Below are 23,143 nucleotides of genomic sequence, written 5' to 3'. Positions count from 1 at the left end.
CCCCCGTTCGAGCGAAGCCGAGCACGTGGGGAAGTGCCGGGCGTCGCGACCCCGGCCATGATCCGACGGACAGCCCCTACGGCATCAGGGTCTCGACGAGCGTCTCCTGGAGCGCGCCCAGCCAGAGATAGGCCATGACCATGGGCTTGCGCGGGTCGCTGTCGGGCAGCCGGTAGAGAGAGCCCTCGCCGCCCTCGTCCTCGTCGGAGACCTCCAGGCGGGTACCGATGGTGAGGCGGAGGTCGTTGAGGGCGCCGAGCCAGTTGCGGCATTCGTCGGCGTTGAGCGTGAGGACGGCGCTTTCCTCGCCGGACGGGAGTGCGTCGAGGGTGCGTACGACGGTGAGCGCGTCGTCGCGCTTGCGGGTGCGCAGGTCGTTCTCGGTGAAGCGGCGGAACTCGGCGGACGCGGCGCGCAGTTCGCTGTCCTCGTCGCCGTACGCCTCCGGGAAGAGGCGGGCCAGGGCCGGGTCGGTCGGCGGCTCGCTGGGCCCTTCGGCGAACAGGGCGGCGAGCGGGTCCTCGCCGTCGGCCGGTTCGTCGCCGGGTCCGATCAGTTCCAGCAGCTGGACGGCGAGGGAGCGCAGGATCGCGATCTCCACCTCGTCGAGCGCGACGGCCGCGCCGCCGCGGGGGGTGGCCTCGAAGTGGCCGGCCATGGGTTTTCTCCGATGGTGGGTCGGGCGGGGCAGAGGTGGAGGCTAGTTGCGGTCCTGGGTCAGGGTGGCCCAGAGCCCGTAACCGTGCATGGCCTGGACGTCGCGCTCCATCTCCTCGCGGCTGCCGCTGGAGACGACGGCGCGGCCCTTCTGATGGACGTCGAGCATCAGCTTGTGGGCCTTGTCCTTGGAGTAGCCGAAGTAGGCCTGGAAGACATAGGTCACGTAGCTCATGAGGTTGACCGGATCGTTGTGGACCAGCGTCACCCAGGGCACGTCGGGTTCGGGGACGACGAGGTTCTCCTCGGCCGATTCGGGACGCTCGATCTCTACAGGGGCGACACTCACCTACCCCATGCTGCCACCCGGGAGGGGGCATCGCACAAACGGCTTAGATCTCGTCACTCTGACGAAATAGGGGTAGCATCCGAGCCATGAACTCTGCGGACCTTGGGCGACGGGTCGGTGTGCCGTCGACAGCGCTCTTCACCGACCAGTACGAGCTCACGATGGTGCAGGCGGCGCTGAAGGCGGGCACCGCCGACCGGCGCTCGGTCTTCGAGGCTTTCACCCGCCGACTGCCCGAGGGGCGGCGCTACGGCGTCGTCGCGGGCATCGGACGCGTCCTGGACGCAGTGGAGAACTTCCACTTCGACGACGAGATGCTCACCTTCCTGCGCGACCAGAACGTCGTCGACGGGCCGACGCTCGCCTGGCTGGCGGACTACCGCTTCAGCGGCGACATCTGGGGCTACCCGGAGGGCGAGGTGTACTTCCCGGGCTCGCCGATCCTGCGGGTCGAGGGATCCTTCGCCGAATGCGTGCTGCTGGAGACGGTGATCCTGTCGATCCTCAACCACGACTCGGCGGTCGCCGCGGCGGCGTCCCGGATGTCCGCGGCGGCGGGTGGTCGCAGGCTGATCGAGATGGGTGCACGACGCACCCACGAACTGTCCGCGGTGGCGTCGGCACGGGCCGCGTACATCGGCGGCTTCGACACGACATCCGATCTGGCGGCCGGATTCCGCTACAACATCCCGACGGTCGGGACGAGCGCGCACGCGTTCACGCTGCTGCACGACAACGAGCGCGACGCGTTCCAGGCGCAGGTCGACTCGCTGGGCCGGAAGACGACGCTGCTGGTCGACACGTACGACGTCGCCGAGGCGGTCCGTACGGCGGTCGAGGTCGCCGGGACCGAGCTGGGGGCCGTACGGATCGACTCCGGGGACCTGCTGCTCCTCGCGCACCGGGTGCGGCAGCAGCTGGACGAGCTGGGCGCCACCGGGACGAAGATCGTGGTGACGTCGGACCTGGACGAGTACGCGATCGCGTCGCTGGCCGCGGCACCGGTCGACGCGTACGGCGTGGGCACGCAGCTGGTCACCGGCAGCGGGCAGCCGACCTGCTCCATGGTCTACAAGCTGGTCGCCCGGGCGAACTCCGCCGATCCCGCGGAACCGCTGCGGCCGGTTGCCAAGAAGTCGCTGGGGGGGAAGTCCTCGGTGGGCGGTCGCAAGTGGGCCGCGCGGCGGCTGGACGAGAACGGAGTGGCCGAGGCCGAGGTGGTCGGCACCGGTCCGGTGCCCGACGGGCTGGCCGACCGGCAGCTGCTGGTCGAGCTGGTCAGGGGTGGTGAGGTGGTCGCGCGCGAGCCGCTGGACGCGGCGCGGGAGCGGCATATAGCGGCGCGGCAGGGGCTGCCGATGTCGGCGGTGCAGCTGTCCAAGGGGGAGCCGGTGATTCCGACGGAGTTCGTGTGAACGTGCCGCGGCAGGGAAGGGGACGGTCGCTGGTAGCAGCCTGTCGCCCCCTCCCGCAAGGCGGTCTTTGTCTCTAGGCTCGATTTGCAGCCCCCGAACTTCACCGTTCCGCTCTCCTCCCCCGCTTCTCTCCTCCATCGAAGGACACCCGCCATGCACCGCGCGTTGATCGTCGTGGACGTTCAGAACGACTTCTGCGAGGGCGGCAGCCTCGCGGTGACGGGGGGCGCGGATGTCGCCGCCGCCATCACCGACCTGATCGGTGAGGCCCAGGCCGGATACCGCCATGTGGTCGCCACCCGTGACCACCATGTCGACCCGGGCAACCACTTCTCCGCACAGCCCGACTTCGAGCACTCCTGGCCTGCGCACTGTGTCGCCGGCACGGAGGGGGTGGGCTTCCACCCCAATTTCGCCCCGGCGGTCGCTTCCGGCGCGATCGATGCGGTGTTCGACAAGGGGGCCTACGCGGCGGCCTACAGCGGCTTCGAGGGGGTCGACGAGAACGGGGTGGGGCTCGCGCAGTGGCTGCGGGACCGGAGGGTCACCGAGGTCGACGTCGCCGGCATCGCCACGGATCACTGCGTGCGGGCGACGGCGCTGGATGCGGTCCGGGAAGGGTTCGCGACGCATGTACTGCTGGACCTGACCGCGGGGGTCTCCGCCGCGACCACGGGGCGGGCGCTGGAGGAGCTCCGGGAGGCCGGGGTGGAGCTCTCCGGCAAGCCGGTGGTGTAACGGCCTCCCCCACGACAGGGCTGGGGGGAAGCCGTCAGGGGCGAATGCGGCTGCCGGAGGCGGCCGCATCGCCGCACGGGCGGGACGCAGGCGCGCTCAGGACTGGTGGGCCGGTACCCGTGGGTGCAGGAGTGCCCGGATGGGGTGCCAGAGTTCCTGGGCGTTCTCCGGTCTCGCTCGCCAGAGCAGGCCGTCCGGGTGGTGCAGCACCGCCGTGATCTCGTCGGGCGTGGGCGGTTCCGCGTTGCCGCGGAGGTAGACCGCCCGGAGGCCCAGATTGCGCAGGCGGGTCAGTGCGCGGGCCCGGTTCGCCGCGTGCACCAGGACCCGCACCGGGGTTCCCGGGCCCGTCCCGTCCGCCGGGCCGTTCAGGGTGATCGCGACCACCACAGTGCCGTTCGGCAACTTGCTGAATCCTCCGCCTGCCATGCTCCGCGCTCCCCCGTGAGACATCGTGTCAATAAGAATCCGAACAAGAGGCACCTAAACACGATCGGCCGCCGCCCGCTAGAGGGCGACGGCCGATCATGCTTTGACCTGCGGTGATGCGGAATTACTTGTGCGAGGCGCCAACCCTGACCGTGATCGTCGAACCGCTGAGCGGCTCGCTGACGATCGTGATCCGGGTGTTGGTGTCAGCGACCTTCACGCTTCCGGTCTTGTTCTCCGCGTACCAGTAGGTGCCCTTGTGGTCGTCGAAGACCGGGACGCCCGGCTGGGACTTGATCTTGACCGCCACGTCGGCCTTGTGCAGCGTGAAGCCGTCGGTCGGCTGCCAGCTGAACGGCGCGTCGAAGGGCTGGATCTTGTTGCGGATGACGGTGCCGTCAGCCCACTTCAGCGGCTTGGCGTGCGCGTCGATCGGCAGGATCAGACCCTGGCCCGGGTGGGCGGAGACGTTGTTGTCCTTCTGGGACTGGTCCCAGAGCCAGATCAGCAGACCGTTCTGGTAGGGGTAGTGCTCGACCCAGTCCGGACGGGTCGTGGAGAAGCCGAAGTTGTACGGGCCGACCTTGAGGGTCTTGTCGTACGAGACGTACTGGCGGTTCTCCGCGATGTAGTACTGCGGGTAGTCCTTGGTGAACGAGGCGCCGACCCGGGAGAAGCCCTTGGCGGTCCAGCCGTTGTCGTCGCCCTCGGCGTTGTCCGAGAAGAGGACGGCGCCGTCGGCGTTGACCGCGATGGTGTCGGCCGCGAAGCCCACACCGCCCGCGCCGCCGTCGGTGGTGTAACGGAAGCGGATGTCGATCTTCTTGCCCGCGTAGGCGTCCAGCGAGTACGACAGCTTCTGGTACTTGCCGGAGACGTCGGTCAGGGCCGGCTTGTCGCTGGCGTCGCGCGGGATGGCCCGGCCGTCGGCCGTGCCGTCGATCGCGGTCCAGCTGGCGCCGCCGCTCGTAGACACCTCGGTGTAGAGGTAGTCGTAGTCCTTCTCGATGTCCCACCAGCCCGAAAGGTCCAGGGACGCCTTGGACTTGCCGGTCAGGTCGACCGAGCGGGACAGGGTGTTGTTGAGGTCGTCACCCATGTCGCTCCACCACTGCTTGGCGCCCTCCGCGGGCGTCGTGACAGCGGTGGTGACGGCCTTGTCCGGCAGCGAGACGACGAGCGCCTGCTTGTCCTTGGTGTTGTACTCCGAGACACCCAGCTTGTGGACCGAGTTCGTCGCGGCCTTGGCCGAGGCGTAGTTGAGCCAGCCCAGCTGCAGCTTGTCCCAGGCGGTCATGTCGCCGGGCAGGTCACCGATGGCGTTCTTGCCGGTGCCGAGCCAGGAGCCGGCCGACATCAGGGACCAGAAACCGACCGAGTTCTCGGCGGTGTTGGTGGTGTCGTAGAGGTCCGGCAGACCGAGGTCGTGACCGTACTCGTGGGCGAAGACACCCAGGCCGCCGTTCTCGGGCTGCGCGGTGTAGTCGCCGACCCAGATGCCGGTGTCACCGATCTGGGTACCGCCGGCCTTGTTGTCGGCCGGGCCGGTCGCACCGGCGTTGGTGCCGTACGCGTACCAGCGGTGCGCCCAGATGGCGTTCGCGCCCTCGACGCCGCCGCCCGCGGACTCGTCCTCACCCGCGTGCACGACCTGGAAGTGGTCGATGTAGCCGTCGGGCTCGTTGAAGTTGCCGTCGTTGTCGTAGTCGTAGCGGTCCCACTGGTCGTACGTCGCCAGGTCCGCCTTGATCTGCTCCGGCGTGCGGCCCTTGGCCTTCTGGTCGGCCGCCCAGGCGTTCACGCCGTCCCGGATCATGTCCCAGGAGTTGGCGCAGTTGGACGAGCCGCAGTAGTTGGAACCGTAACGGGCCTCGTTGTACGGGACCTTGACCCAGTCGGAGACCTCGCCGTCGACCGAGTAGCGCCCGGAGGACGTCTTCTCGTAGTACGTCTTCAGCGAGTTCTTGCCGGCGCCCTCACCGAAGTAGAGGTCCTGGAAGTGGGCCTGGTTGTAGTCGGCCTGCCAGGCGGTGCTGTTGTCCTTCGCCGGGTCCGGCTTGGCTATCTTGTTGTGAAGCGGTCCGGGCGTGCCGCCGTACTTCTTGACGGGCGGCTTGGGCCCGTCGCCGTCCGGGTCGAACATGGTCGTGTCGTCGACCTGGTCGCCGAACTCCACCAGGATCGTGAAGATCTTGTCCGTCTTCTGGCGGCCGAGCTCGACGTACTTCTCGTCGTCGAGCTTGACGACGTTGGAGCCGTCGCGGTTCGACACCTTCTTGTCGCCGGAAATGACCTGCTCCAGGGCGGCCTGACGCTGTGCGTCCTGCTGCTCGCTGAAGGGGCCCTCCAGGTTGTGCGCGTTGCCCTCGGCCGACCCCGGGTCGCGGCGGTCGATACTGGATGCGCTGGCGCCTGACGCCTTGTCATCGGCCTGTGCGGTGGCGAAGGCCGACGCCGTGGCAGCGGTGGCAGCCATGGCCACGACAACCGCCGCGGCGCGGAGCGTCCGTCTCTTAGTGGTCACTTGATGCAGTCCTCCCCGGCGCCCGCGGCTGCGGCCTGGGGGTGATGAAGAGGCCGCGCGCGGATACGCGTCACAAGTGACGACATTCGACCGGAGTTACGGGAGAAAAGACAGACCTTGACTTGAACTGACCAAGTGCATTATGTGGGAGTGCAGTTCCGCTATACGGACGTTCACCGGACGGGCAACCGGCGCGCCAATGCCCCCCTTTGGCGCGCTGGATGACTCAGTGCGCCCCCTGTGCACCGGCACCGTGGGTTAGGTCACGCTTACTACCGTTTCCTCCAGGGCATCCACCGTCGTAGAGTCGCTTGACAGTGCGACCGCGTTGAGAGACTGCCCCTTCCGATGCCCCGAGGACGGATACCGCCATGCCGCGTCCCACTGCTGCACAGCTCTCCTACGGATCGGTCACCGTCGTCTTCTCGACGCTCGCCATGCTCCTGCTGTCCCGCACGAGTTCGGGCGTCGGCATCGCCGTCATCGGCACGGCGGGGCTGGCGCTCGGTCTGCTGGTGGCCGTCACCGTACCCCTGCCGCTGCGGATGAAAACAGGGAAAGCGGCGAAGACGGCAAAGACGGCGACCGCGGTTCGTACGAACCACGGCGCCGTCTCCACCGTCGGCGCAGCCGAGGACATCCCGCTCGACGACGTCCAGCCGGCCAGGATCCCGGCCGCCCGCGCCGCCGAGCGCGTGGGTGAGCACTCCCTGCGCCACTGACCGGGCAACCGGCGGCCCGCCGCTCGGGCGGACCGTCTGCGTACGTCGGCTATGCGGTCGAGACCACCACCGTCTTGGCCGCCTTGTCCTGCAGCCCCTGCCGGTACGGCTTGTCCGTGAACATCAGCACGATGTTGATCAGCCACCACAGGCACGGGCAGCAGAGCAGCGCCGGCAGCCACAGCACCACGGCCCGCAGGAACGAGGCACTGGTGTCCGGCACCCGGCCGTCATTGAGCATCGCGACCCGCAGCTTCAGCAGCCGCTTGCCGATGGTGCGGCCGTCCTTGTGCGTGAAGTACGTGTCGTACGCCACGTAGGCCACGAGCCCGATCAGCGACCAGAGCAGCTGATGACCGCTGTAGGTCTGGTTGAAGACGTTACTGACGCTGTCGTTGTTGCGGTTGTTGTTGTCCGACGACACCTCGACCGCGCCGCCGAACGGCAGTGAGATCAGATACAGCGGGATCGAGATGATCAGGAAGTCGATCAGCCGGGCCAGGATCCGCTTGCCGGGCTCGCCGAGCGGCGGCATGCCCGCCAGCGGGTCCGTGCCGCCGTACGGGCCGCCGCCGTAGGCGCCGGGCTCGTACGGCGGCGGAGGAGGCGGCGGAGCGCTGTCGTAGGGCGAACCCGACGACGGCGGCTGAGGCTCCCGTGGCTTCTTGAGGAACGGGTCGTCCTCAGGAGGCTGGCCGGACGTCGGCTGATCGTTGCTCATGGGGGCAGTGCACCCCGGCCCACGGGCGCCCGCAACGGCTCAGGTGCGTTCGGGGGAACGGGGCACGGAGCAGTCGCCCCTCACCCGATGAGCCGTCAGCCGCGCGCCGTCGTCGTGCTCGTCGTCAGCCCGCCACGAAGGTGTGTGCCGCCTTGTCGTGCCAGCACTGCCGCCACGGGCGGTCGAACAGACACCACAGGACATTGACCACGCCGATGACCAGAAGACCGAGCACGCCGTAGACCAGCCAGCGGCGGAGCGCGGCACCGAAGGAGGGCGCCCCGTGGGACTCGATGTCCCGTACCTCCAGCCCGCAGAGCTTCTTGCCGAGCGTACGGCCCCACTTCGCGGTCGGCAGTGCCTCCAACAGCACGCCGAGCACCAGGAACGCGCCGAGCACCCCGCCGAACAGCCCGGCCGTGGTGGAGTCCACCAGCCAGACGGTGACCGTCTGGCCGGACAGCTTCGCCGCGTCGATCTTGTCGCCGATGTGGCCCATCGCCCGCGAGACGAGCGGGAACCCGATCGCGCCGACGAGCGCGCCCAGCACGACCGTGTCGACGAGCCGGGCGGCGAACCGCTTGCCGAGCCCGGCGGGGCGGGCGGCCGCCTGTGCCTGTGCGAGCTGCTGGAAGTGGTCGTTGACCGGGGGCTTCCAGGGCACGACCGGGCCGTCCGGCTGAGCACCGACACGCTGCTGGGATTGCACGGCCTGCTGGGACTGCTGGGGCGGGAATTGCTGCTGTTGCGGGAGCTGGGGCTGCGGATGGGCGGCCTGCTGGGGCGCGGCGAGCTGGTGGGCCTGCTGCGCCCAGGAGGCGGCTCCGCCGCCGGGGCCCGGGGTGAGCGGATTGGCCGGGGCGGGCGCCGGCGCTGGGGCCGGGACGGCGGCCTGAGCGGGCGCGGGAGCCGGAGCAGGTGCCGCTGCGGAGGGCTGCGGGGCGCCGGGGGGAACCGCGCGGATCGCCATGGTCCCGTCGGCCGGTTCCTGTTCCGCGTTGCGGGGACGGGGCGACCGGCCCCCCTGTCCCACGGGGCGGGTCGTGACCGTACCGTCGGCGGGCGGACGTCCCGCCTCACCGCTGCCGCCCCCGGACTCGACCGGTCGGCCGGCCCGGATCGCGACCGTTCGCTCGGGGACCTGGCTGTTGCCGCCCCGCATGCCCGGCAGCGCACCACCCGTCGGGTCCTGCGGCGCGGGCAGACGCGGGTCCGCGGGGGCCCGGTCGGCAGGAGCCTCGCTTCCCGGTGCCCGGTCCGCAGGGACCTGGCCCGCTGCTCCGGCCCCGTCCGGCTGCCCCGTGCCGCCTGTACCGCCCCAGGACACCCGCCGGTCGCGTTCCCCGCCGAAGCCGGTCTGCCGGGAGGCGTCCGCCTGCCAGGCGGACGAGGGTTCGGGGCGGTCGCTGTCGTACGGCTCCTCGTCGAGGAAGACCGGACCGGTTTCGTCCACCGGCGCGTAGGTCGGACCGGACGCCTGGACGGACATCGGTGCCGAAGGCTGCGGCTGCGGTTCGGGCGTTGCCCCCTCGGAGGGCGTCGCGGCCATCGATTCGCCCTGCTGGGGCGCAGGACGGCTCGTACCGGGAACCCACGAAGTGCCGTTCCAGTACCGGACATATCCGGGAATGGACGGGTCGGGGTAGTACCCCTCGCGGGGCCTTTCGTCACCGGGTGCCGGGGTTGGGGCGCTCATCACCGTGGTCCCGTATCTCTTCGAAGCCTCAAGTCAACGGACCACATCTATCAGACAGCCGCGTACCCCCGGGCCGGTCCCGGCGTTTGGGGCACTTTCCGGTCACGGTGAAGTTTTTTCCGGAAGTCGCGTAATAGGAGGCGGGGAGGGCGCTCTCTCCATGTGCGGGCCGGTCAGGGGACCGGTCCACAGGCACCGAAAGGACGCACTCATGCACACCGTCGTGAAACGCGAGCTGGAGCTCGAGCTGGTCCTGTCGCCGGAGCGGAGCATCCCCGTCCCGGCCCGGCTGATGTACCGCACGGAGGATCCGTATGCCGTGCACATCACCTTTCACATCGACTCCAGCTTCCCCGTGCACTGGACGTTCGCCCGCGATCTGCTGGTCGAGGGCGTGTTCCGGCCCTGCGGGCACGGGGACGTGCGGATCTGGCCGGACAGGATCGAGCGGCGCACCGTCCTCTGCATGGCACTGAGTTCGCCCGACGGCGATGCGCTGCTGGAGGCGCCGTCCTCCACCGTGGCCGCGTGGGTGGAGCGGACGCTGCGGCTGGTGCCGCCCGGCACCGAGACCGAGCGGCTCGGCATCGACGCCGCTCTGGCCGATCTGCTCGCGCCGCTGCCGGCCGACGACCTGTGGCTGAGCGACCCGTGGCCGTCGGACGAGTCGACGGACGGCGAGGTCTGATGCGCGGTCCACCGGCGGCGTCAGAAGACCTTGCCGGGGTTGAGCAGCCCCAGCGGGTCGAACGCCGCCTTGATGCCCCGGTGCATCTCGACGCTCACCTCGCCGAGTTCGCGGGCCAGCCATTCCTTCTTCAGGACGCCGACGCCGTGTTCGCCGGTGATGGTGCCGCCGAGTTCGAGGCCCAGCGCCATGATCTCGTCGAAGGATTCACGGGCCCGGCGCGACTCGTCGGCGTCGGTGTGGTCGAAGCAGACGACGGGGTGGGTGTTGCCGTCGCCCGCGTGGGCGCAGACACCGATGGTGAGGTCGTACTTCCGCGCGATGGCCGCCGTCCCCTCGATCATGGCGCCGAGCCTGGAGCGCGGTACGCACACGTCGTCGATCATCGTGGCCGACTTGACGGCCTCCAGGGCGGTCAGCGACATCCGTCGGGCCTGGAGGAGGAGTTCGGATTCGGCGGCGTCGGCCGCGGGGACCACTTCGGTGGCACCGGCGGTGGTGCAGAGTTCGGCGACGGCGGCGAGGTCGGCGGTGGGGTCCGGGGTGTCGAAGGCCGCGAGGAGCAGTGCCTCGGTGGAGTCGGGGAGACCCATGTGGGACATCGTGTTGACGGCGTGGACCGTCGTACGGTCCATCAGTTCGAGGAGTGACGGAGTGTGGCCGCGCTCCATGATCCTGCAGACGGCGTCGCAGGCGGCTGTCGCGGACGGGAACTCGGCGGCGAGGACGAGCTGCTGCGGCGGCTGCGGCTTCAGGGCGAGCACGGCGCGGACGACGATGCCGAGGCTGCCCTCGGAGCCGACGAAGAGCCGGGTGAGGTCGTATCCGGCGACGCCCTTCGCGGTCCGGCGGCCGGTCGTCAGGAGGCGCCCGTCGGCGAGGACGACCTCGAGGCCGAGTACGTACTCGGCGGTGACGCCGTACTTCACGCAGCACAGCCCGCCGGACGCGGTGCCGATGTTGCCGCCGATGGTGCACATTTCCCAGCTGGACGGGTCCGGCGGGTAGTACAGGCCGTGTTCGTTGACCGCGCGGGACAGCACGGCGTTGATGACGCCCGGTTCGACGACGGCGATCCGGTCGACCGGGTTGATCTCCAGGATCCGGTCCATCTTCACCAGGGACAGCACGATGCAGCCGTCGGAGGCGTTGGCCGCGCCCGACAGGCCGGTACGGGCGCCCTGCGGGACGACCGGCACACGCAGCGCGGTCGCCGTGCGCATGACGTGCTGGACCTGCTCGACCGTGCGCGGCAGCACCACCACGGCCGGAGCGCCCGCGTCGCAGAAGCTCGCCATGTCGTGGGCGTACGAGGCCGTGACATCCGGATCGGTGATCAGGGCCTCGGCAGGAAGGCCCGCGCGCAGTCGTTCGAGAAGATCGTCCATGATCCAAGCGTGACACCCGGGGCCAATGGTGTGAACCCGTCTGCGGCAGCGTTCGCACAACACGGTGTGATCTTCATACCGACGCAGAGTGATCGGCATGGATGTCATGCCGCAGCAGCCTCCGGAGTCCCCCCAGTCGGATCACACGCCCCCTTCATCCGTTGCGGACGATTCCCCACCGCAGACGTCGTCGCTCCCCGGCTCCGAACCGCCGCCCGCCCCGGACCCCGAGGCGTCGGCCGATCTCCCGCCGGTCTCGCTGCGTACGACGCTGCGTCGGGCCGCGGTCGGTGCGGTGGCGGCTGCCGTGCTGGTCACGGGTGCGGTCGTGTCCGTACCGGACGACGGGAAGAAGGTCGCGCCGCTGCCTGTGCCGGGACCGGTCATGCGCGCCCTGACGGCGACGAACGCGGGCGCCCCCGCCTCCCTCGCCGACCTGACGGCGCTGATCGGGGACCGGCAGAGCTGGGTGGGCACGCATCCGTCCGACGCGTGGTCGTGGACGGTGCTCGGATCGGCGTACGTGGAGTGGGGGCGGCGTTCCGCGGACGTGGCGTACTACGGGCGGGCCGAGCATGCACTGAGGCGCTCGCTGGACGTACAGCCAGGTGACCGGGGGAACACCGCGGCCTGGGTGGGGCTGGCGGCGCTCGCCAATGCGCGGCACGACTTCGTCACGGCGAAGAAGTGGGGCGAGACGGTACGGGCCCGGCAGCCGAAGGACTGGACGGCGTACCCGGTCCTGATCGACGCGTACAACGGGCTCGGCCAGTACGCGGCGGCCGGCCGGGCGGTGGAGAGGTTCACGGCGCTCCGCTCGGGCGTACCGGCGCTCTCGTGGACGGCGCAGGTGTACCGGAACGAGGGCCGGCGCGAGGATGCCCGGGCGATCGCGCAGGATGCGGCGAACCGGGCCACCACCCCCGCCGAGAAGACGGACTGCCTGTTCCGGCTGGGCGAACTGGCCTGGGAGCGGGGCAAGCCCGAGGAGGCGGTGGCGCAGTACAACGCGGCCCTGCGGACGGACCGCGCTCACCCTCCGTCGCTCGCGGGCCGGGCGCGGGCGCTGGCGGCCCTGGGCCGGACGGACGAGGCGCAGCGCGACTACCGGGCGGCGCTGTCCCGGCGCCCGAGCCCCGTATACATGCTGGAACTCGGTGAGTTGTACGAGTCGCTGGGGCTCGACGACGACTCCCGAGGCCAGTACACGAAGCTCCGCAGAACCCTGGCCCAGGAGAGCGGCCACGGAGTCGACGAGTCCCTCCTCCTCGGCCGCTTCGAGGCCGACCACGGTGATGCGTCGCGGGCGGTGGAGCTGCTACGGGCGGAGTGGGACCGACAGCACCACAGCGCGGCAGTGGCGGACGCGCTGGGCTGGGCGCTGTACCGATCGGGCGACTCGCAGAGTGCGCTGACATACGCGCAGCAGGCGGCGGACACGGGTGGTGGGACGGCCCTGTACGCGTACCACCTGGGCATGATCGAACAAAGGCTCGGGAACCACGGCCCGGCGCGCCGCCACCTGGAGGAGGCGCTGCGCACGAACCCCCACTTCAGCCCTCTGGACGCCCCTTCGGCCCAGGAGGCCCTGGACCGGCTGGGCCCGCAGGAGGCGCCCTCGGCCCCCGAACCGACGCCTCCCCCGGAACCCCCTCAGCAGTCCCAGGAACCGTCCGAGGCCCCGCCCGCGCAGCAGGGCGTCCCGGCGGTGGCACCGGCCGGAACGACGGGGACCACGGACACTCCCGCGTCCCCGGCCTTGTCTGCGCCGGTCAGCCGCTGATGGGGGCGCGGCAGATCTTCGCGTGGTTCGGCGCCGGTTCGATCGCCGGACGGCCCGGATCCCGGGCGTCCTGCCGGCGTTGCCGGGATCGTCCTGCAGCCGGATCCACGGTCTCCCCGGCCCGAGGCCGGCGGCCAGGAGCTTCGGTGCCGCGCTCGGTGCCGCCGCACCGACGGCAGCGGGGGCGAGACGTGCGAGTGGTGCGCCCGTTGCCACGACGGCGGCGCAGACGGACGCGGCGTTGAGCACAAGAGGCGGGGCCTCCGGATCCGCCGGAAACCCCGCCTCCATGGAGGAGCCGCGTGGGCTCAGAGGTTGCCGCGCTTCTCCTGCTCGCGCTCGATCGCCTCGAACAGGGCCTTGAAGTTGCCCTTGCCGAAACCCATCGAGCCGTGGCGTTCGATCATCTCGAAGAAGACCGTCGGGCGGTCCTGGACCGGCTTGGTGAAGATCTGCAGCAAGTATCCGTCCTCGTCGCGGTCGACGAGGATCTTCAGCTCGCGCAGCGTCTCGACCGGCACGCGGGTCTCGCCCGCCCATTCGCCGAGGGTGTCGTAGTACGAGTCGGGGGTGTCCAGGAACTGGACGCCGGCCGCGCGCATCGCGCGGACCGACGCGACGATGTCGTTGGTGGCGAGGGCGATGTGCTGGACGCCCGCGCCGCCGTAGAACTCCAGGTACTCGTCGATCTGCGACTTCTTCTTCGCGATCGCCGGCTCGTTGATCGGGAACTTCACCTTCAGGGTGCCGTCGGCGACGACCTTCGACATGAGGGCGGAGTACTCGGTGGCGATGTCGTCGCCCACGAACTCCTTCATGTTGGTGAAGCCCATGACCTTGTTGTAGAAGCCGACCCACTCGTTCATCCGGCCCAGTTCCACATTGCCGACGCAGTGGTCGATGGCCTGGAAGGTGCGCTTGGCGGGCGGTTCGACGATCGGGGCCACGGCCACGAAGCCGGGGAGGTACGGACCGTCGTAGCCGGAACGCTCGACGAGGGTGTGGCGGGTCTGGCCGTACGTGGCGATCGCGGCGAGCACCACCGTGCCGTGCTCGTCCTTGACCTCGTGCGGCTCGGTGAGGCCCAGGGCGCCGTGCTCGACGGCGTACGCGTACGCCGCCCGTGCGTCCGGGACCTCGATGGCCAGGTCGACCACGCCGTCGCCGTGCTCGGCCACGTGGTCGGCCAGGAAGCGGCCGTGGTCGGTGGATGCCTTGATGACGGAGGTGAGGACAAAGCGTGCCGAACCGTTGGTCAGCACATAACTGGCGGTCTCGCGGCTGCCGTTCTCCGGTCCGGAGTAGGCGACGAGCTTCATGCCGAAGGCGGTCGAGTAGTAGTGCGCGGCCTGCTTGGCATTGCCCACGGCGAAGACGACCGCGTCCATTCCCTTGACCGGGAAGGGGTCGGCCTGCCGGACGGTGTCAGGAGTGTTGTACAGCGTCTCAGTCATGAAGGAAGGCTCTCCCCGCATCGCAAGGTGCGCAATAGTTCGCGTTTTTGCTGAGCAGTCTGTACACAGGTCTGGTTGGATGGGCGGACTATCTGCACATGGTGACCATGGGGGGACCCGTATGGCGATCGATCATCTGGACGGGCGGCTCATCGTGCTGCTTGCACGCGAGCCCCGGATCGGGGTGCTGGAAGCGTCGCGCCGGCTCGGGGTGGCCCGCGGCACCGCGCAGGCGCGCCTCGACCGGCTTCAGTCGAATGGAGTCATCCGCGGATTCGGCCCCGATGTCGATCCGGCGGCCCTCGGCTACCCCGTCACCGCCTTCGCCACCCTGGAGATCAAGCAGGGCCAAGGCGCCGATGTGCGGGCCCATTTGGACGGCGTCCCGGAAGTTCTGGAGCTGCACACCACCACCGGGCACGGCGACATGCTGTGCCGGCTCGTCGCCCGGTCCAACGCCGACCTTCAGCGGGTGATCGACCGGGTTGTCGGTTTTGATGGCATTGTCCGGGCCTCCACGGCGATCGTCATGGAGAACCCGGTGCCTCTGCGCATCATCCCGCTCGTCGAGCAGGCCGCGGAGGACAGCGACTGAGCCGAGGAGTGCTGCGTGAGCTTCTGGGAGTATCTGGGCAATCGGCACCAGCAGCTGCTCACCGACGCGTACCAGCACGTCAGCGCCGTGTTCCAGTGCATGGTCATCGCCACCGTGCTCGGCATCCTGATCGGGATCGTCACCTATCGCAGCAGCTGGGGCGGTTCGCTGGCCATCACCACCACGGCCACCATCCTCACCATCCCGTCCCTCGCCGCGATCGGTCTGCTGATCCCGCTGGTCGGGCTCGGCGTCCCGCCCACCGTGATCACTCTGACGATGTACGGGCTCCTGCCGATCGTCCGCAACTCCATCGTCGGGCTGCGCGGCGTCGATCCGTCCCTCGTCGACGCGGCGAAGGGCATCGGGATGTCACGGATCGCGCGGCTCTGCAGGGTCGAGCTGCCGCTCGCCTGGCCGCCGATCCTCACCGGCATCCGCGTCTCCACGCAGATGCTGATGGGGATCGCCGCCATTGCCGCGTACGCCTCCGGCCCCGGACTCGGCAACGAGATCTTCCGCGGCATCGCCTCACTGGGCAGCGCCAACGCGCTCAATCAGGTGCTCGCAGGCACGCTCGGCATCGTCATCCTCGCTCTGCTCTTCGACGCCGCGTACGTCCTGCTCGGGCGGCTGACCATTCCCAGGGGGATCCGTGCCTGAGACCGACACCGGGGCAGCCGGGACGCCCACCGCCACCTCCGGTGCCACCATCCAGCTGGAGGACCTGACCAAGCTCTACCCGGGCAATCCGAACCCGGCCGTGGACAACGTCTCGATGGACATCAAGGCCGGTGAGACGGTGATCTTCGTCGGGCCGTCCGGCTGCGGGAAGTCCACCACCCTGAAGATGATCAACCGGCTGATCGAGCCGACGTCCGGCCGGATCAGGATCAACGACGAGGATGTCACCGACATCGACCCGGTGAAGCTGCGCCGCAAGGTCGGGTACGCGATCCAGTCGTCCGGGCTGTTCCCGCACATGACGGTCGCCGAGAACATCGCCCTCGTGCCGAAGATGGTCGGCTGGTCGAAGTCGAAGGTGAAGGACCGGGTCGAGGAGATGCTCGATCTGGTCGGTCTCGACCCGAGGGAGTTCCACGGGCGCTATCCGCGGCAGCTGTCCGGCGGTCAGCAGCAGCGGGTGGGCGTGGCGCGGGCGCTGGCTGCCGACCCGCCGGTGCTGCTGATGGACGAGCCGTTCGGCGCCGTCGACCCGATCACCCGCGACCACCTCCAGGACGAGCTGATCCGGCTGCAGCACGAGCTGCACAAGACGATCGTGTTCGTCACCCACGACTTCGACGAGGCGATCAAGCTGGGCGACCGGATCGCCGTGCTGCGGGAGCGATCGCACATCGCGCAGTTCGACACCCCGGAGGCGATCCTCACCAACCCGGCGGACGATTTCGTCTCCGGATTCGTCGGCGCGGGCGCGGCGCTGAAGCGGCTCAATCTGACCCGGGTACGGGATGTGGGGATCGCCGAGTTCCCCACGGTGACGGTCGACGACCCGCTCCAGTCGATCTTCAACAAGCTGCGCAGCGGCCCGTACAACGAGCTCCTGATGCTGGACCGCAGGAACCGCCCGTACAAGTGGCTGAGGCGCGGCGACCTGATGCGGGCCCGGGGCTCGCTGGCGCGTGCCGGGCAGCTGGTCCACGACACGGTGACCCTGGACGCCACACTGCACGACGCACTGGAGGCCGTACTGCTCGACAGCGGAGGACGGGTCGCGGCGACGGGGCGGCGCGGCGAGTTCATCGGGGTCGTCGACATGGAGACCCTGATGAACTCCGTTCATGAGCTCCTGGAGGCCGACCGGCTCACCGCCATCGAGCACCAGCACGATCTGGAGGAGCTGCGCGCCCATCAGACCGAGCAGGAGCTGGAGGGCGGTGCGGGCACATGAATCCCCCTGACATGAATCCCCACCGGTCGGTGCCGCCGGGGCCCGGGGAACGCCCGTCGTCGTCCCCGCTGCCGGGTGAGCACGACGTCCAGGACGTCTTCCGCGACGAGGAGGAGGAACCCGCGCCGCCGCCCGCCGCGCCGCGGCGCCGGATCACCTGGCGCAAGCTGGTGCTGATGCCGGCCGCCCTGGCGGTCGTCCTCGCCCTCACCTATCTGTGGATCACCAACGTCCACCTCGACTCGATCGCGAAGAACTCGCTGACCGGCGGCAATGTGCAGCTGCGCTGGTGGCAGCACGTCAAGCTGACCGCGATCTCCACCTTCTGGGTGCTGATCATCGCCATTCCGCTCGGGATCGCACTGACCCGGCGCAGGCTGCGCCGGGGCGCCCCGCTGGTCACGGTCCTCGCCAACGTCGGCCAGGCGACCCCGGCGATCGGCCTGCTGGCACTGCTGGTGATCTGGCTGGGCATCGGCGCGTCGACCGCGATCATCGGCATGGTGATCTACGCCGTGCTGCCGGTGTTCTCCAACACCGTGGCCGGTCTCAGGGCGATCGAGCCGAATCTGGTCGAGGCCTCGCGCGGCATCGGCATGTCGGCGATGGGGACGCTGACGAAGGTCGAACTGCCGCTCGCCGTCCCGCTGATCCTGGCGGGGGTACGGACGGCGCTGGTCCTCAATGTCGGGACGGCGACGCTGGCGACGTTCGTCGGGGGCGGCGGGCTGGGAGACCTGATCACGTCGGGCATCCAGACGCAGCGGATGCCGGTACTGGTGCTCGGTTCCGTGCTGACGGTGGTGCTGGCGCTGCTGGTGGACTGGCTGGCCTCCCTGGTCGAGGTGGCGTTGACGCCACGCGGGCTGGAGGTGGGGGCGTGAGCGCGGGGAAGGGAGCGGCACGGAGGCTCAGGGCGGCCGGTCTCCTCGGGTCCCTGGTGCTGCTCTGGGTGACGCTCGCCGGGTGCGGGCTGAAGAGCGGTTCGCCGATGGTCGACGACGTGGTGCCGGGCTCGGTCGGCCGGGGGCAGCCACTGGACGGTGCCTCGCTGACCGTCACCTCGAAGAACTTCAGCGAGAACATCATCCTCGGCCAGATGATCGGCCTGGTGTTCAAGGCCGCCGGTGCCGAGGTCCTCGACCGGACGAACCTGCCGGGTTCGATCAGCGCGCGCGAGGCCATCATCAAGGGCGGCGCCGACGCGATGTACGAGTACACGGGCACCGCCTGGATCACGTACCTCGGCCATGCGAAACCGATCGCCGACCCGCTGAAGCAGTGGGAGGCGGTCCGGGACGAGGACCGGAAGAACGGGGTGACCTGGCTGCCGCAGTCCACCCTCAACAACACCTACGCGCTGGCCATCAGCAAGAAGAACAACGCGGAGTACCACCTGAGGACGCTCTCCGACGTCGCCGCGCTGGCGAAGATGGACCCGGCGGCGGTGACGATCTGCGTGGAGAACGAGTTCGCCTCGCGCGACGACGGACTGCCGGGGATGGAGAAGGCCTACGGGATGTCGATCCCGGCCTCCAACATCAGGAAGATGGACGCCGGGATCATCTACACCCAGGTCTCGAAGTCCAACTCCTGCCTGCTGGGCGAGGTGTTCACCACGGACGGCCGGATCAAGGCGATGAACCTCGACGTCCTCGTGGACGACAAGCACTTCTTCCCCAACTACAACGCCGCGCCCGTCATCCACACCGCGACCTTCGACAAGTACCCGCAGATCGCCGATCTGTTGGACCCGGTCAGCAGGCGGCTGACGACCGAGGTCGCGCAGCAGCTGAACGCAAAGGTGGATGTGGACGGGGAGGACCCGCACGAGGTGGCGAAGGACTGGCTGATCGCGGAGGGGTTCATCAAGAAGGGGTAGCGGGCAACCGGGGGCCGACGCCTCCCGGAGTTACAAAGAAAATGTTGCAAAGAAGCGTTGCAAAGAGACCTTTGCAAGTCTACGCTCAAGACATGGCAACGAACGAAGCCGGCGACGAGAAGCCGCTCGATCCGAACATCCACCTGGTCGACGCCCGCACCCTGCGCGCGCTCGCCCACCCCCTCCGGATCCGCCTGCTGGGCACCCTCCGGGAGTTCGGCCCCGCCACCGCGTCGGGGCTCGCGGACCGGCTCGGCGAGTCCAGCGGCGCCACCAGCTACCACCTGCGGCAATTGGCCGCGTACGGCTTCGTCGAGGACGACCCGACGCTCGGCAAGGGACGCGAACGGTGGTGGCGGGCCGTGCACATGGGCATTGCCTTCGGCGGCAGCGCGAACTTCCTCCGCGACCCCGACCCGGAGGTGCGCGGCGCCATGGGAGTCGTCCTGCACGAGATCGCCACCACGCACGCCCAGGAGCTCAACACCTGGCTCGGCACCATGCACGAATGGCCCGATGAGTGGCTGCGCAGCTCGGACCTCAGCAACTTCAAGATGCGGCTCACCCCGGAGCTCTCACTGGAGCTGGCCGAGAAGATCCACGACCTGATCGACAGCTACCGGGACCGGGTTCCCGAAGGCACCGAGGGCTCGGCCGTCGTCCGCACCCATCTGCACATGTTCCCGCGCCCCACCGACTGAGAGGAATCCCGTCATGCATCCGGACACGCACTTGACGCTGCACCACCTCCGCTCCGCCGAACTGCGGCAGCAGGCCTCCGAGTTCCGCGCCCCGCGGCCGCCGCGCGCGGGTCTGCGTGCGCAACTGGGCTGGACCCTGGTCGAGCTGGGTCTGCGCATCCTGCCGAACGGACGCCCCCGGCACGCCCACGCCCCGCGAACGGCGTAGCCATGGACGGGGGGAACCGAAAGCCGCTCGCCGCGCTTCTCGCGGCCAACTGCATATCCACCGCAGGCACTTCGCTCACCCTGATCGGGGTTCCGTGGTTCGTCCTGCAGACCACGGGCAGCGCCGGCCGGGCCGGCGTCGTCGCCTTCTGCGCCACACTGCCGATCATCATCTCCGCGGTCATCGGCGGGCCCGTCATCGACCGGATCGGACGGCGCCGGATCTCCGTCGCCTCCGACACCGTCTGCGCACTCGCCATCGCCACCATTCCGCTGCTCCACTACGCCGGGGCGCTCGAATTCTGGATGCTCTGCGCCCTGATGGCACTGAACGGACTCGTCCACACCCCCGGCAACACCGCGCGCTACGTCCTGCTGCCGGACCTCGCCGAACATGCCGGGACCACGGTCACCCGCGCCGCCAGCCTCTTCGACGCCACCTCGCGCGGCGCCCGGATGACCGGCGCGGCACTGGCCGGGGTGCTGATCGCGCTCGTCGGCGCGGAGACCGTGCTGCTCCTGGACGCGGCAACCTTCGGCGCGTCGGCGCTGCTCATCGCGGCAGGCGTACGAGGGGTACGGGCGGCCGAGCCGCGAAAAGCGGCGGCACCGGTCTCACTGCGCACGTACAGCCACGAACTGCGCGAGGGATACGCCTACTTGTTCTCCAACCGGCTGCTGTTGGCCGTCGTGGTGATGGTGCTCTTCATGAACGGCACCGATCAGGGCTGGAACGCCGTACTGCTCCCGGTGCACGCCGAGCGCGAACTGGGCGGCGCACCCCAACTCGGCCTGCTCACCGCGCTGTTCGGGGCAGGCGGGCTGACGGGCGCGCTGGTGTACGGGGCGGTGGGACACCGGTTCTCGCGGCGCGCGGTGTTCACGGTGTGCGTGGTGCTGTGCGGTGGACCGAGGTTCGTGGTTGCCGCGCTGACGGACACGACGCTGCCACTCGCGGTGACGATGCTGCTGGGTGGCCTCGCGGGCGGGGTCCTGAACCCGATCCTGACGACGATGACGTACGAACGCGTACCGCAGCAGCTGCGCAGCCGGGTATCCGGGGCGCTCACCGCGGGCTGCGAACTGGCGATGCCGGTGGGCGGGCTGCTGGCGGGGCTGCTGGTGGAGAGCATCGGGGCGGACGGTGCGCTCCTGGCGCTGGGCGCGGTCTACACGCTGGCGACGGTGAGCCCGATGATCTTCCCGGTGTGGCGCACGATGGACGACCGGCCGTCCGCGGAGGAGCGTGTGGAGGCGAAGGCCGAAGCCGGCCGTCCGGCATGATCCGGACGAGAGGCCCCAGGGCGTGCCCGGCTCGCCCTGTGTCAGCAGCTCGGAACCTTGGCCCCCTTGTCGAGGGCCGTGAGCGAGGACACCGCGCTCTTCAGTGTGGTGACCGGGATCAGCTTGAGCCCCTTGGGGAGTTCGGCGCCCGCCGCCTTGCACTCGGCCTTCGGTACGAGGAAGACAGTGGCACCGTCGCGCCGGGCGGCCTGGGTCTTCAGCGATACGCCGCCGACCGCGCCGACCGTACCGTCCGCCTCGATCGTGCCCGTGCCGGCAACGGTGCGGCCACCGGTGAGATCGCCGCCGGAGCCGTTGCCTTCGAGCTTGTCGACGATGCCGAGAGCGAAGAAGAGACCGGCACTGGGCCCGCCCACATCGGCGAGGTGCAGGGTCACGTCCACCGATCCGGGCGCCTTGCCGAGGTACCGCAGGGCCGCGTCCACGGCGGAGTTCTGCGACTTCTTCATGTCCTCGAGGTTGTGCTTCTCGATCTCCTTCTCGGAGCCGCCGGTCGGGTAGACCGAGTCGCGGGGCAGGACCGCCCGGTCGGTCCGGAACCAGCCGTCGATCACGTCGCCGATACCGACGTCGGCGGTCGGCCCCGTCGCGATGATGGTCGTCATCCGCAGCTGGCCTCTGGTGGGGCGGGTCGGCGCGCCCTTGATGCTGATCACGGGCGTGCCGTGGACGTCCCCGAGTACGTTCGCGGTCGTGCCCGGCTGCGCCACGGTGAACGGCAGCGGCGCGAAGGCGGCGACGCCGAAGAGGGCGACGACGGGCAGGGCGCACAGGGCGAGGGCGCGGGGGCGCGAGAGACGAGTGAGCACCCGCCCAATCTAACCTGGCCGGGTTCATCCGCCCGGCCGGTCCGGGGAGGGGCAGGCCCGTCCCCCGGCCGGTGGTGCGCAGGCCCGACCGGTTCGTCCTCGGGCTCCGGACGGGTTCGACAGGCCCGCCCCGAGCACGGACCCAGCCCGTCCGAGCACGATCCAGCCCGTCCGGCGACGGAGGACAAAGCGGCCCCGGGACGACCCCGGTACTACCGCAACGCGTCCGCGACCTCACGCGCCGCGTCGACGACTCGCGGTCCGACCCGTTCCGGTACCGCGTCCGCCAGCATCACCACGCCCACGCTGCCCTCCACGCCCGTGACCCCCATCAGGGCCGCCGCCGCGCCGCTCGCGCCCGCTTCCAGCTCGCCGTGGGTGAGCGTGAACGCGGTCTCGGACACCGGCTTCGCCCGTGCGGCCAGGATCGCCCGGCCCGCGGCGCCCTTGTCGAGCGGATGACGGAAGCCGGCCCGGTAGGCCACGTGATAGTCGGTCCAGGTCGGTTCGACGACGGCAACCGCCAGCGCATCGCTGCCGTCGACCAGCGTCAGGTGGGCGGTGGCTCCGATGTCCTCGGCCAGGGACCGCAGCGCGGGCAGCGCAGCCTCCCGTACCAGCGGATGCACCTGGCGGCCCAGGCGCAGCACGCCGAGCCCCACCCTGGCCCGGCCACCCAGATCGCGGCGTACCAGGGCGTGTTGTTCCAGTGTGGCCAGCAGACGGTAGACGACGGTGCGGTTGACGCCGAGTTTGGTGGACAACTCGGTGACGGTCAGCCCGTGGTCGGTGTCGGCGAGCAGTTTGAGGACGCGTAGTCCCCGGTCGAGCGTCTGGGAGGTCTCCGCGGTCACGACGCCCTCTCCTCTTCGGTGAGTGGCGGCACCCTCACGGAGGTTGCGTCGCCGGTCCCAGCGGCGACGCACGGAGAGGCCGCCGGCGGCCAAGGCACCGGCTGCGCTCCGCGGCGGCGCTGCCACGGGGCGTTCACTTTTTGGGGACAGTAGCGAGCCAGTCCGCTCAGCGGAAGACCTCGTCCAGAATCCGGGCGCACGCGGAGGAGTGGCTGTGCCGCAGGAGCATAAGCGCCGGTCAGCGCGGCGCCGACGGGATCCGGAACATCTACGCGCGTTCAGGTCGGCCGACTCCATTGCGACACTCCGTGTAC

The 23,143-nt window shown here is 69.8% G+C and carries 23 protein-coding genes; 13 read left to right on the top strand and 10 right to left on the bottom strand.

What is annotated here, in order from left to right:
- Window positions 1-76: 76 nt before the first annotated feature.
- Window positions 77-658: a DUF2017 domain-containing protein gene (locus OG972_RS25565; protein WP_266985153.1), complete on the bottom strand. Its 582-nt coding sequence runs from the start codon at window positions 656-658 to the stop codon at window positions 77-79.
- A 42-nt stretch (window positions 659-700) separates the two neighbouring features.
- Window positions 701-1,006 (bottom strand): ATP-dependent Clp protease adapter ClpS, encoded by a 306-nt coding sequence (gene clpS / locus OG972_RS25560; RefSeq protein WP_018555894.1) that lies wholly within the window; start codon window positions 1,004-1,006, stop codon window positions 701-703.
- Window positions 1,007-1,092: 86 nt separating this feature from the next.
- Between clpS and OG972_RS25555 the strand changes: the two genes are divergently transcribed.
- Both OG972_RS25555 and OG972_RS25550 read left to right on the top strand, forming a co-directional pair.
- Window positions 1,093-2,421 carry a nicotinate phosphoribosyltransferase gene (locus OG972_RS25555; RefSeq protein ID WP_266985151.1) on the top strand — a complete coding sequence of 443 codons (1,329 nt, stop codon included), beginning with the start codon at window positions 1,093-1,095 and terminating at the stop codon, window positions 2,419-2,421.
- Between the two features lie 153 nt (window positions 2,422-2,574).
- On the top strand, window positions 2,575-3,159 hold the full coding sequence (locus OG972_RS25550) for an isochorismatase family protein (RefSeq protein WP_266985149.1): 585 nt from the start codon (window positions 2,575-2,577) through the stop codon (window positions 3,157-3,159).
- Window positions 3,160-3,255: 96 nt separating this feature from the next.
- Here OG972_RS25550 and OG972_RS25545 read toward each other — a convergent pair whose 3' ends face one another.
- A complete protein-coding gene (locus tag OG972_RS25545; protein WP_266985147.1) occupies window positions 3,256-3,588 on the bottom strand; it encodes a hypothetical protein in 333 nt (110 codons plus the stop codon).
- Window positions 3,589-3,712: 124 nt separating this feature from the next.
- Window positions 3,713-6,112 carry an immune inhibitor A domain-containing protein gene (locus OG972_RS25540; protein WP_266985145.1) on the bottom strand — a complete coding sequence of 800 codons (2,400 nt, stop codon included), beginning with the start codon at window positions 6,110-6,112 and terminating at the stop codon, window positions 3,713-3,715.
- Between the two features lie 371 nt (window positions 6,113-6,483).
- Here OG972_RS25540 and OG972_RS25535 point away from each other — a divergent pair, with 371 nt between their 5' ends.
- Window positions 6,484-6,834, top strand: a complete 351-nt coding sequence (locus tag OG972_RS25535; protein WP_266985143.1) for a hypothetical protein — start codon at window positions 6,484-6,486, stop codon at window positions 6,832-6,834.
- 49 nt (window positions 6,835-6,883) lie between these two features.
- Here OG972_RS25535 and OG972_RS25530 read toward each other — a convergent pair whose 3' ends face one another.
- Together OG972_RS25530 and OG972_RS25525 are read right to left on the bottom strand one after the other, a co-directional pair.
- Complete coding sequence (locus tag OG972_RS25530) at window positions 6,884-7,555, bottom strand: RDD family protein (RefSeq protein ID WP_266985141.1); 672 nt, start codon at window positions 7,553-7,555, stop codon at window positions 6,884-6,886.
- 124 nt (window positions 7,556-7,679) lie between these two features.
- Window positions 7,680-9,251: an RDD family protein gene (locus tag OG972_RS25525; RefSeq protein WP_266985139.1), complete on the bottom strand. Its 1,572-nt coding sequence runs from the start codon at window positions 9,249-9,251 to the stop codon at window positions 7,680-7,682.
- 211 nt (window positions 9,252-9,462) lie between these two features.
- On the opposite strand from OG972_RS25525, the gene OG972_RS25520 reads away from it, so the two are divergent.
- Window positions 9,463-9,939, top strand: a complete 477-nt coding sequence (locus tag OG972_RS25520; protein WP_266985137.1) for an SsgA family sporulation/cell division regulator — start codon at window positions 9,463-9,465, stop codon at window positions 9,937-9,939.
- 20 nt (window positions 9,940-9,959) lie between these two features.
- Here OG972_RS25520 and OG972_RS25515 read toward each other — a convergent pair whose 3' ends face one another.
- Window positions 9,960-11,327 (bottom strand): FAD-binding oxidoreductase, encoded by a 1,368-nt coding sequence (locus tag OG972_RS25515; protein WP_266985135.1) that lies wholly within the window; start codon window positions 11,325-11,327, stop codon window positions 9,960-9,962.
- A 97-nt stretch (window positions 11,328-11,424) separates the two neighbouring features.
- Here OG972_RS25515 and OG972_RS25510 point away from each other — a divergent pair, with 97 nt between their 5' ends.
- Window positions 11,425-13,110: a tetratricopeptide repeat protein gene (locus OG972_RS25510; protein ID WP_266985133.1), complete on the top strand. Its 1,686-nt coding sequence runs from the start codon at window positions 11,425-11,427 to the stop codon at window positions 13,108-13,110.
- 308 nt (window positions 13,111-13,418) lie between these two features.
- Here OG972_RS25510 and hppD read toward each other — a convergent pair whose 3' ends face one another.
- Window positions 13,419-14,564, bottom strand: a complete 1,146-nt coding sequence (gene hppD, locus OG972_RS25505; RefSeq protein ID WP_266985131.1) for a 4-hydroxyphenylpyruvate dioxygenase — start codon at window positions 14,562-14,564, stop codon at window positions 13,419-13,421.
- A gap of 121 nt (window positions 14,565-14,685) precedes the next feature.
- Here hppD and OG972_RS25500 point away from each other — a divergent pair, with 121 nt between their 5' ends.
- From OG972_RS25500 to OG972_RS25465, 8 genes are all read left to right on the top strand, one after another.
- Window positions 14,686-15,159 carry an Lrp/AsnC family transcriptional regulator gene (locus OG972_RS25500; protein ID WP_266985129.1) on the top strand — a complete coding sequence of 158 codons (474 nt, stop codon included), beginning with the start codon at window positions 14,686-14,688 and terminating at the stop codon, window positions 15,157-15,159.
- Window positions 15,160-15,174: 15 nt separating this feature from the next.
- Entirely contained in the window at window positions 15,175-15,822 is a 648-nt protein-coding gene (locus OG972_RS25495; RefSeq protein WP_266985127.1) for an ABC transporter permease, read from the top strand.
- Complete coding sequence (locus OG972_RS25490; protein ID WP_266985125.1) at window positions 15,815-17,071, top strand: ABC transporter ATP-binding protein; 1,257 nt, start codon at window positions 15,815-15,817, stop codon at window positions 17,069-17,071. Before OG972_RS25495 ends, OG972_RS25490 begins: the two co-directional genes overlap by 8 nt.
- An 11-nt stretch (window positions 17,072-17,082) precedes the next feature.
- Window positions 17,083-17,955 carry an ABC transporter permease gene (locus tag OG972_RS25485; protein WP_266990711.1) on the top strand — a complete coding sequence of 291 codons (873 nt, stop codon included), beginning with the start codon at window positions 17,083-17,085 and terminating at the stop codon, window positions 17,953-17,955.
- Window positions 17,956-18,008: 53 nt separating this feature from the next.
- Window positions 18,009-18,953 carry a glycine betaine ABC transporter substrate-binding protein gene (locus OG972_RS25480; protein ID WP_266990709.1) on the top strand — a complete coding sequence of 315 codons (945 nt, stop codon included), beginning with the start codon at window positions 18,009-18,011 and terminating at the stop codon, window positions 18,951-18,953.
- A gap of 92 nt (window positions 18,954-19,045) precedes the next feature.
- A complete protein-coding gene (locus tag OG972_RS25475; RefSeq protein WP_266985123.1) occupies window positions 19,046-19,654 on the top strand; it encodes a transcriptional regulator in 609 nt (202 codons plus the stop codon).
- 13 nt (window positions 19,655-19,667) lie between these two features.
- On the top strand, window positions 19,668-19,862 hold the full coding sequence (locus tag OG972_RS25470) for a hypothetical protein (RefSeq protein WP_266985121.1): 195 nt from the start codon (window positions 19,668-19,670) through the stop codon (window positions 19,860-19,862).
- A gap of 2 nt (window positions 19,863-19,864) precedes the next feature.
- Window positions 19,865-21,145 (top strand): MFS transporter, encoded by a 1,281-nt coding sequence (locus OG972_RS25465; RefSeq protein WP_266985120.1) that lies wholly within the window; start codon window positions 19,865-19,867, stop codon window positions 21,143-21,145.
- Between the two features lie 41 nt (window positions 21,146-21,186).
- On the opposite strand, the gene OG972_RS25460 is transcribed toward OG972_RS25465, so the two are convergent.
- Window positions 21,187-21,975, bottom strand: a complete 789-nt coding sequence (locus tag OG972_RS25460; protein ID WP_266985119.1) for a S16 family serine protease — start codon at window positions 21,973-21,975, stop codon at window positions 21,187-21,189.
- A 212-nt stretch (window positions 21,976-22,187) separates the two neighbouring features.
- Window positions 22,188-22,829, bottom strand: a complete 642-nt coding sequence (locus OG972_RS25455; RefSeq protein WP_266985118.1) for an IclR family transcriptional regulator — start codon at window positions 22,827-22,829, stop codon at window positions 22,188-22,190.
- Window positions 22,830-23,143 lie beyond the last annotated feature (314 nt).

The sequence above is a fragment of the Streptomyces sp. NBC_01669 genome, from assembly GCF_026339735.1.
Taxonomy (GTDB): Bacteria; Actinomycetota; Actinomycetes; order Streptomycetales; family Streptomycetaceae; genus Streptomyces; species Streptomyces yanii.
Note: the sequence above shows the minus strand (reverse complement) of the source record. Positions and strands in the feature narration are given on the sequence as shown.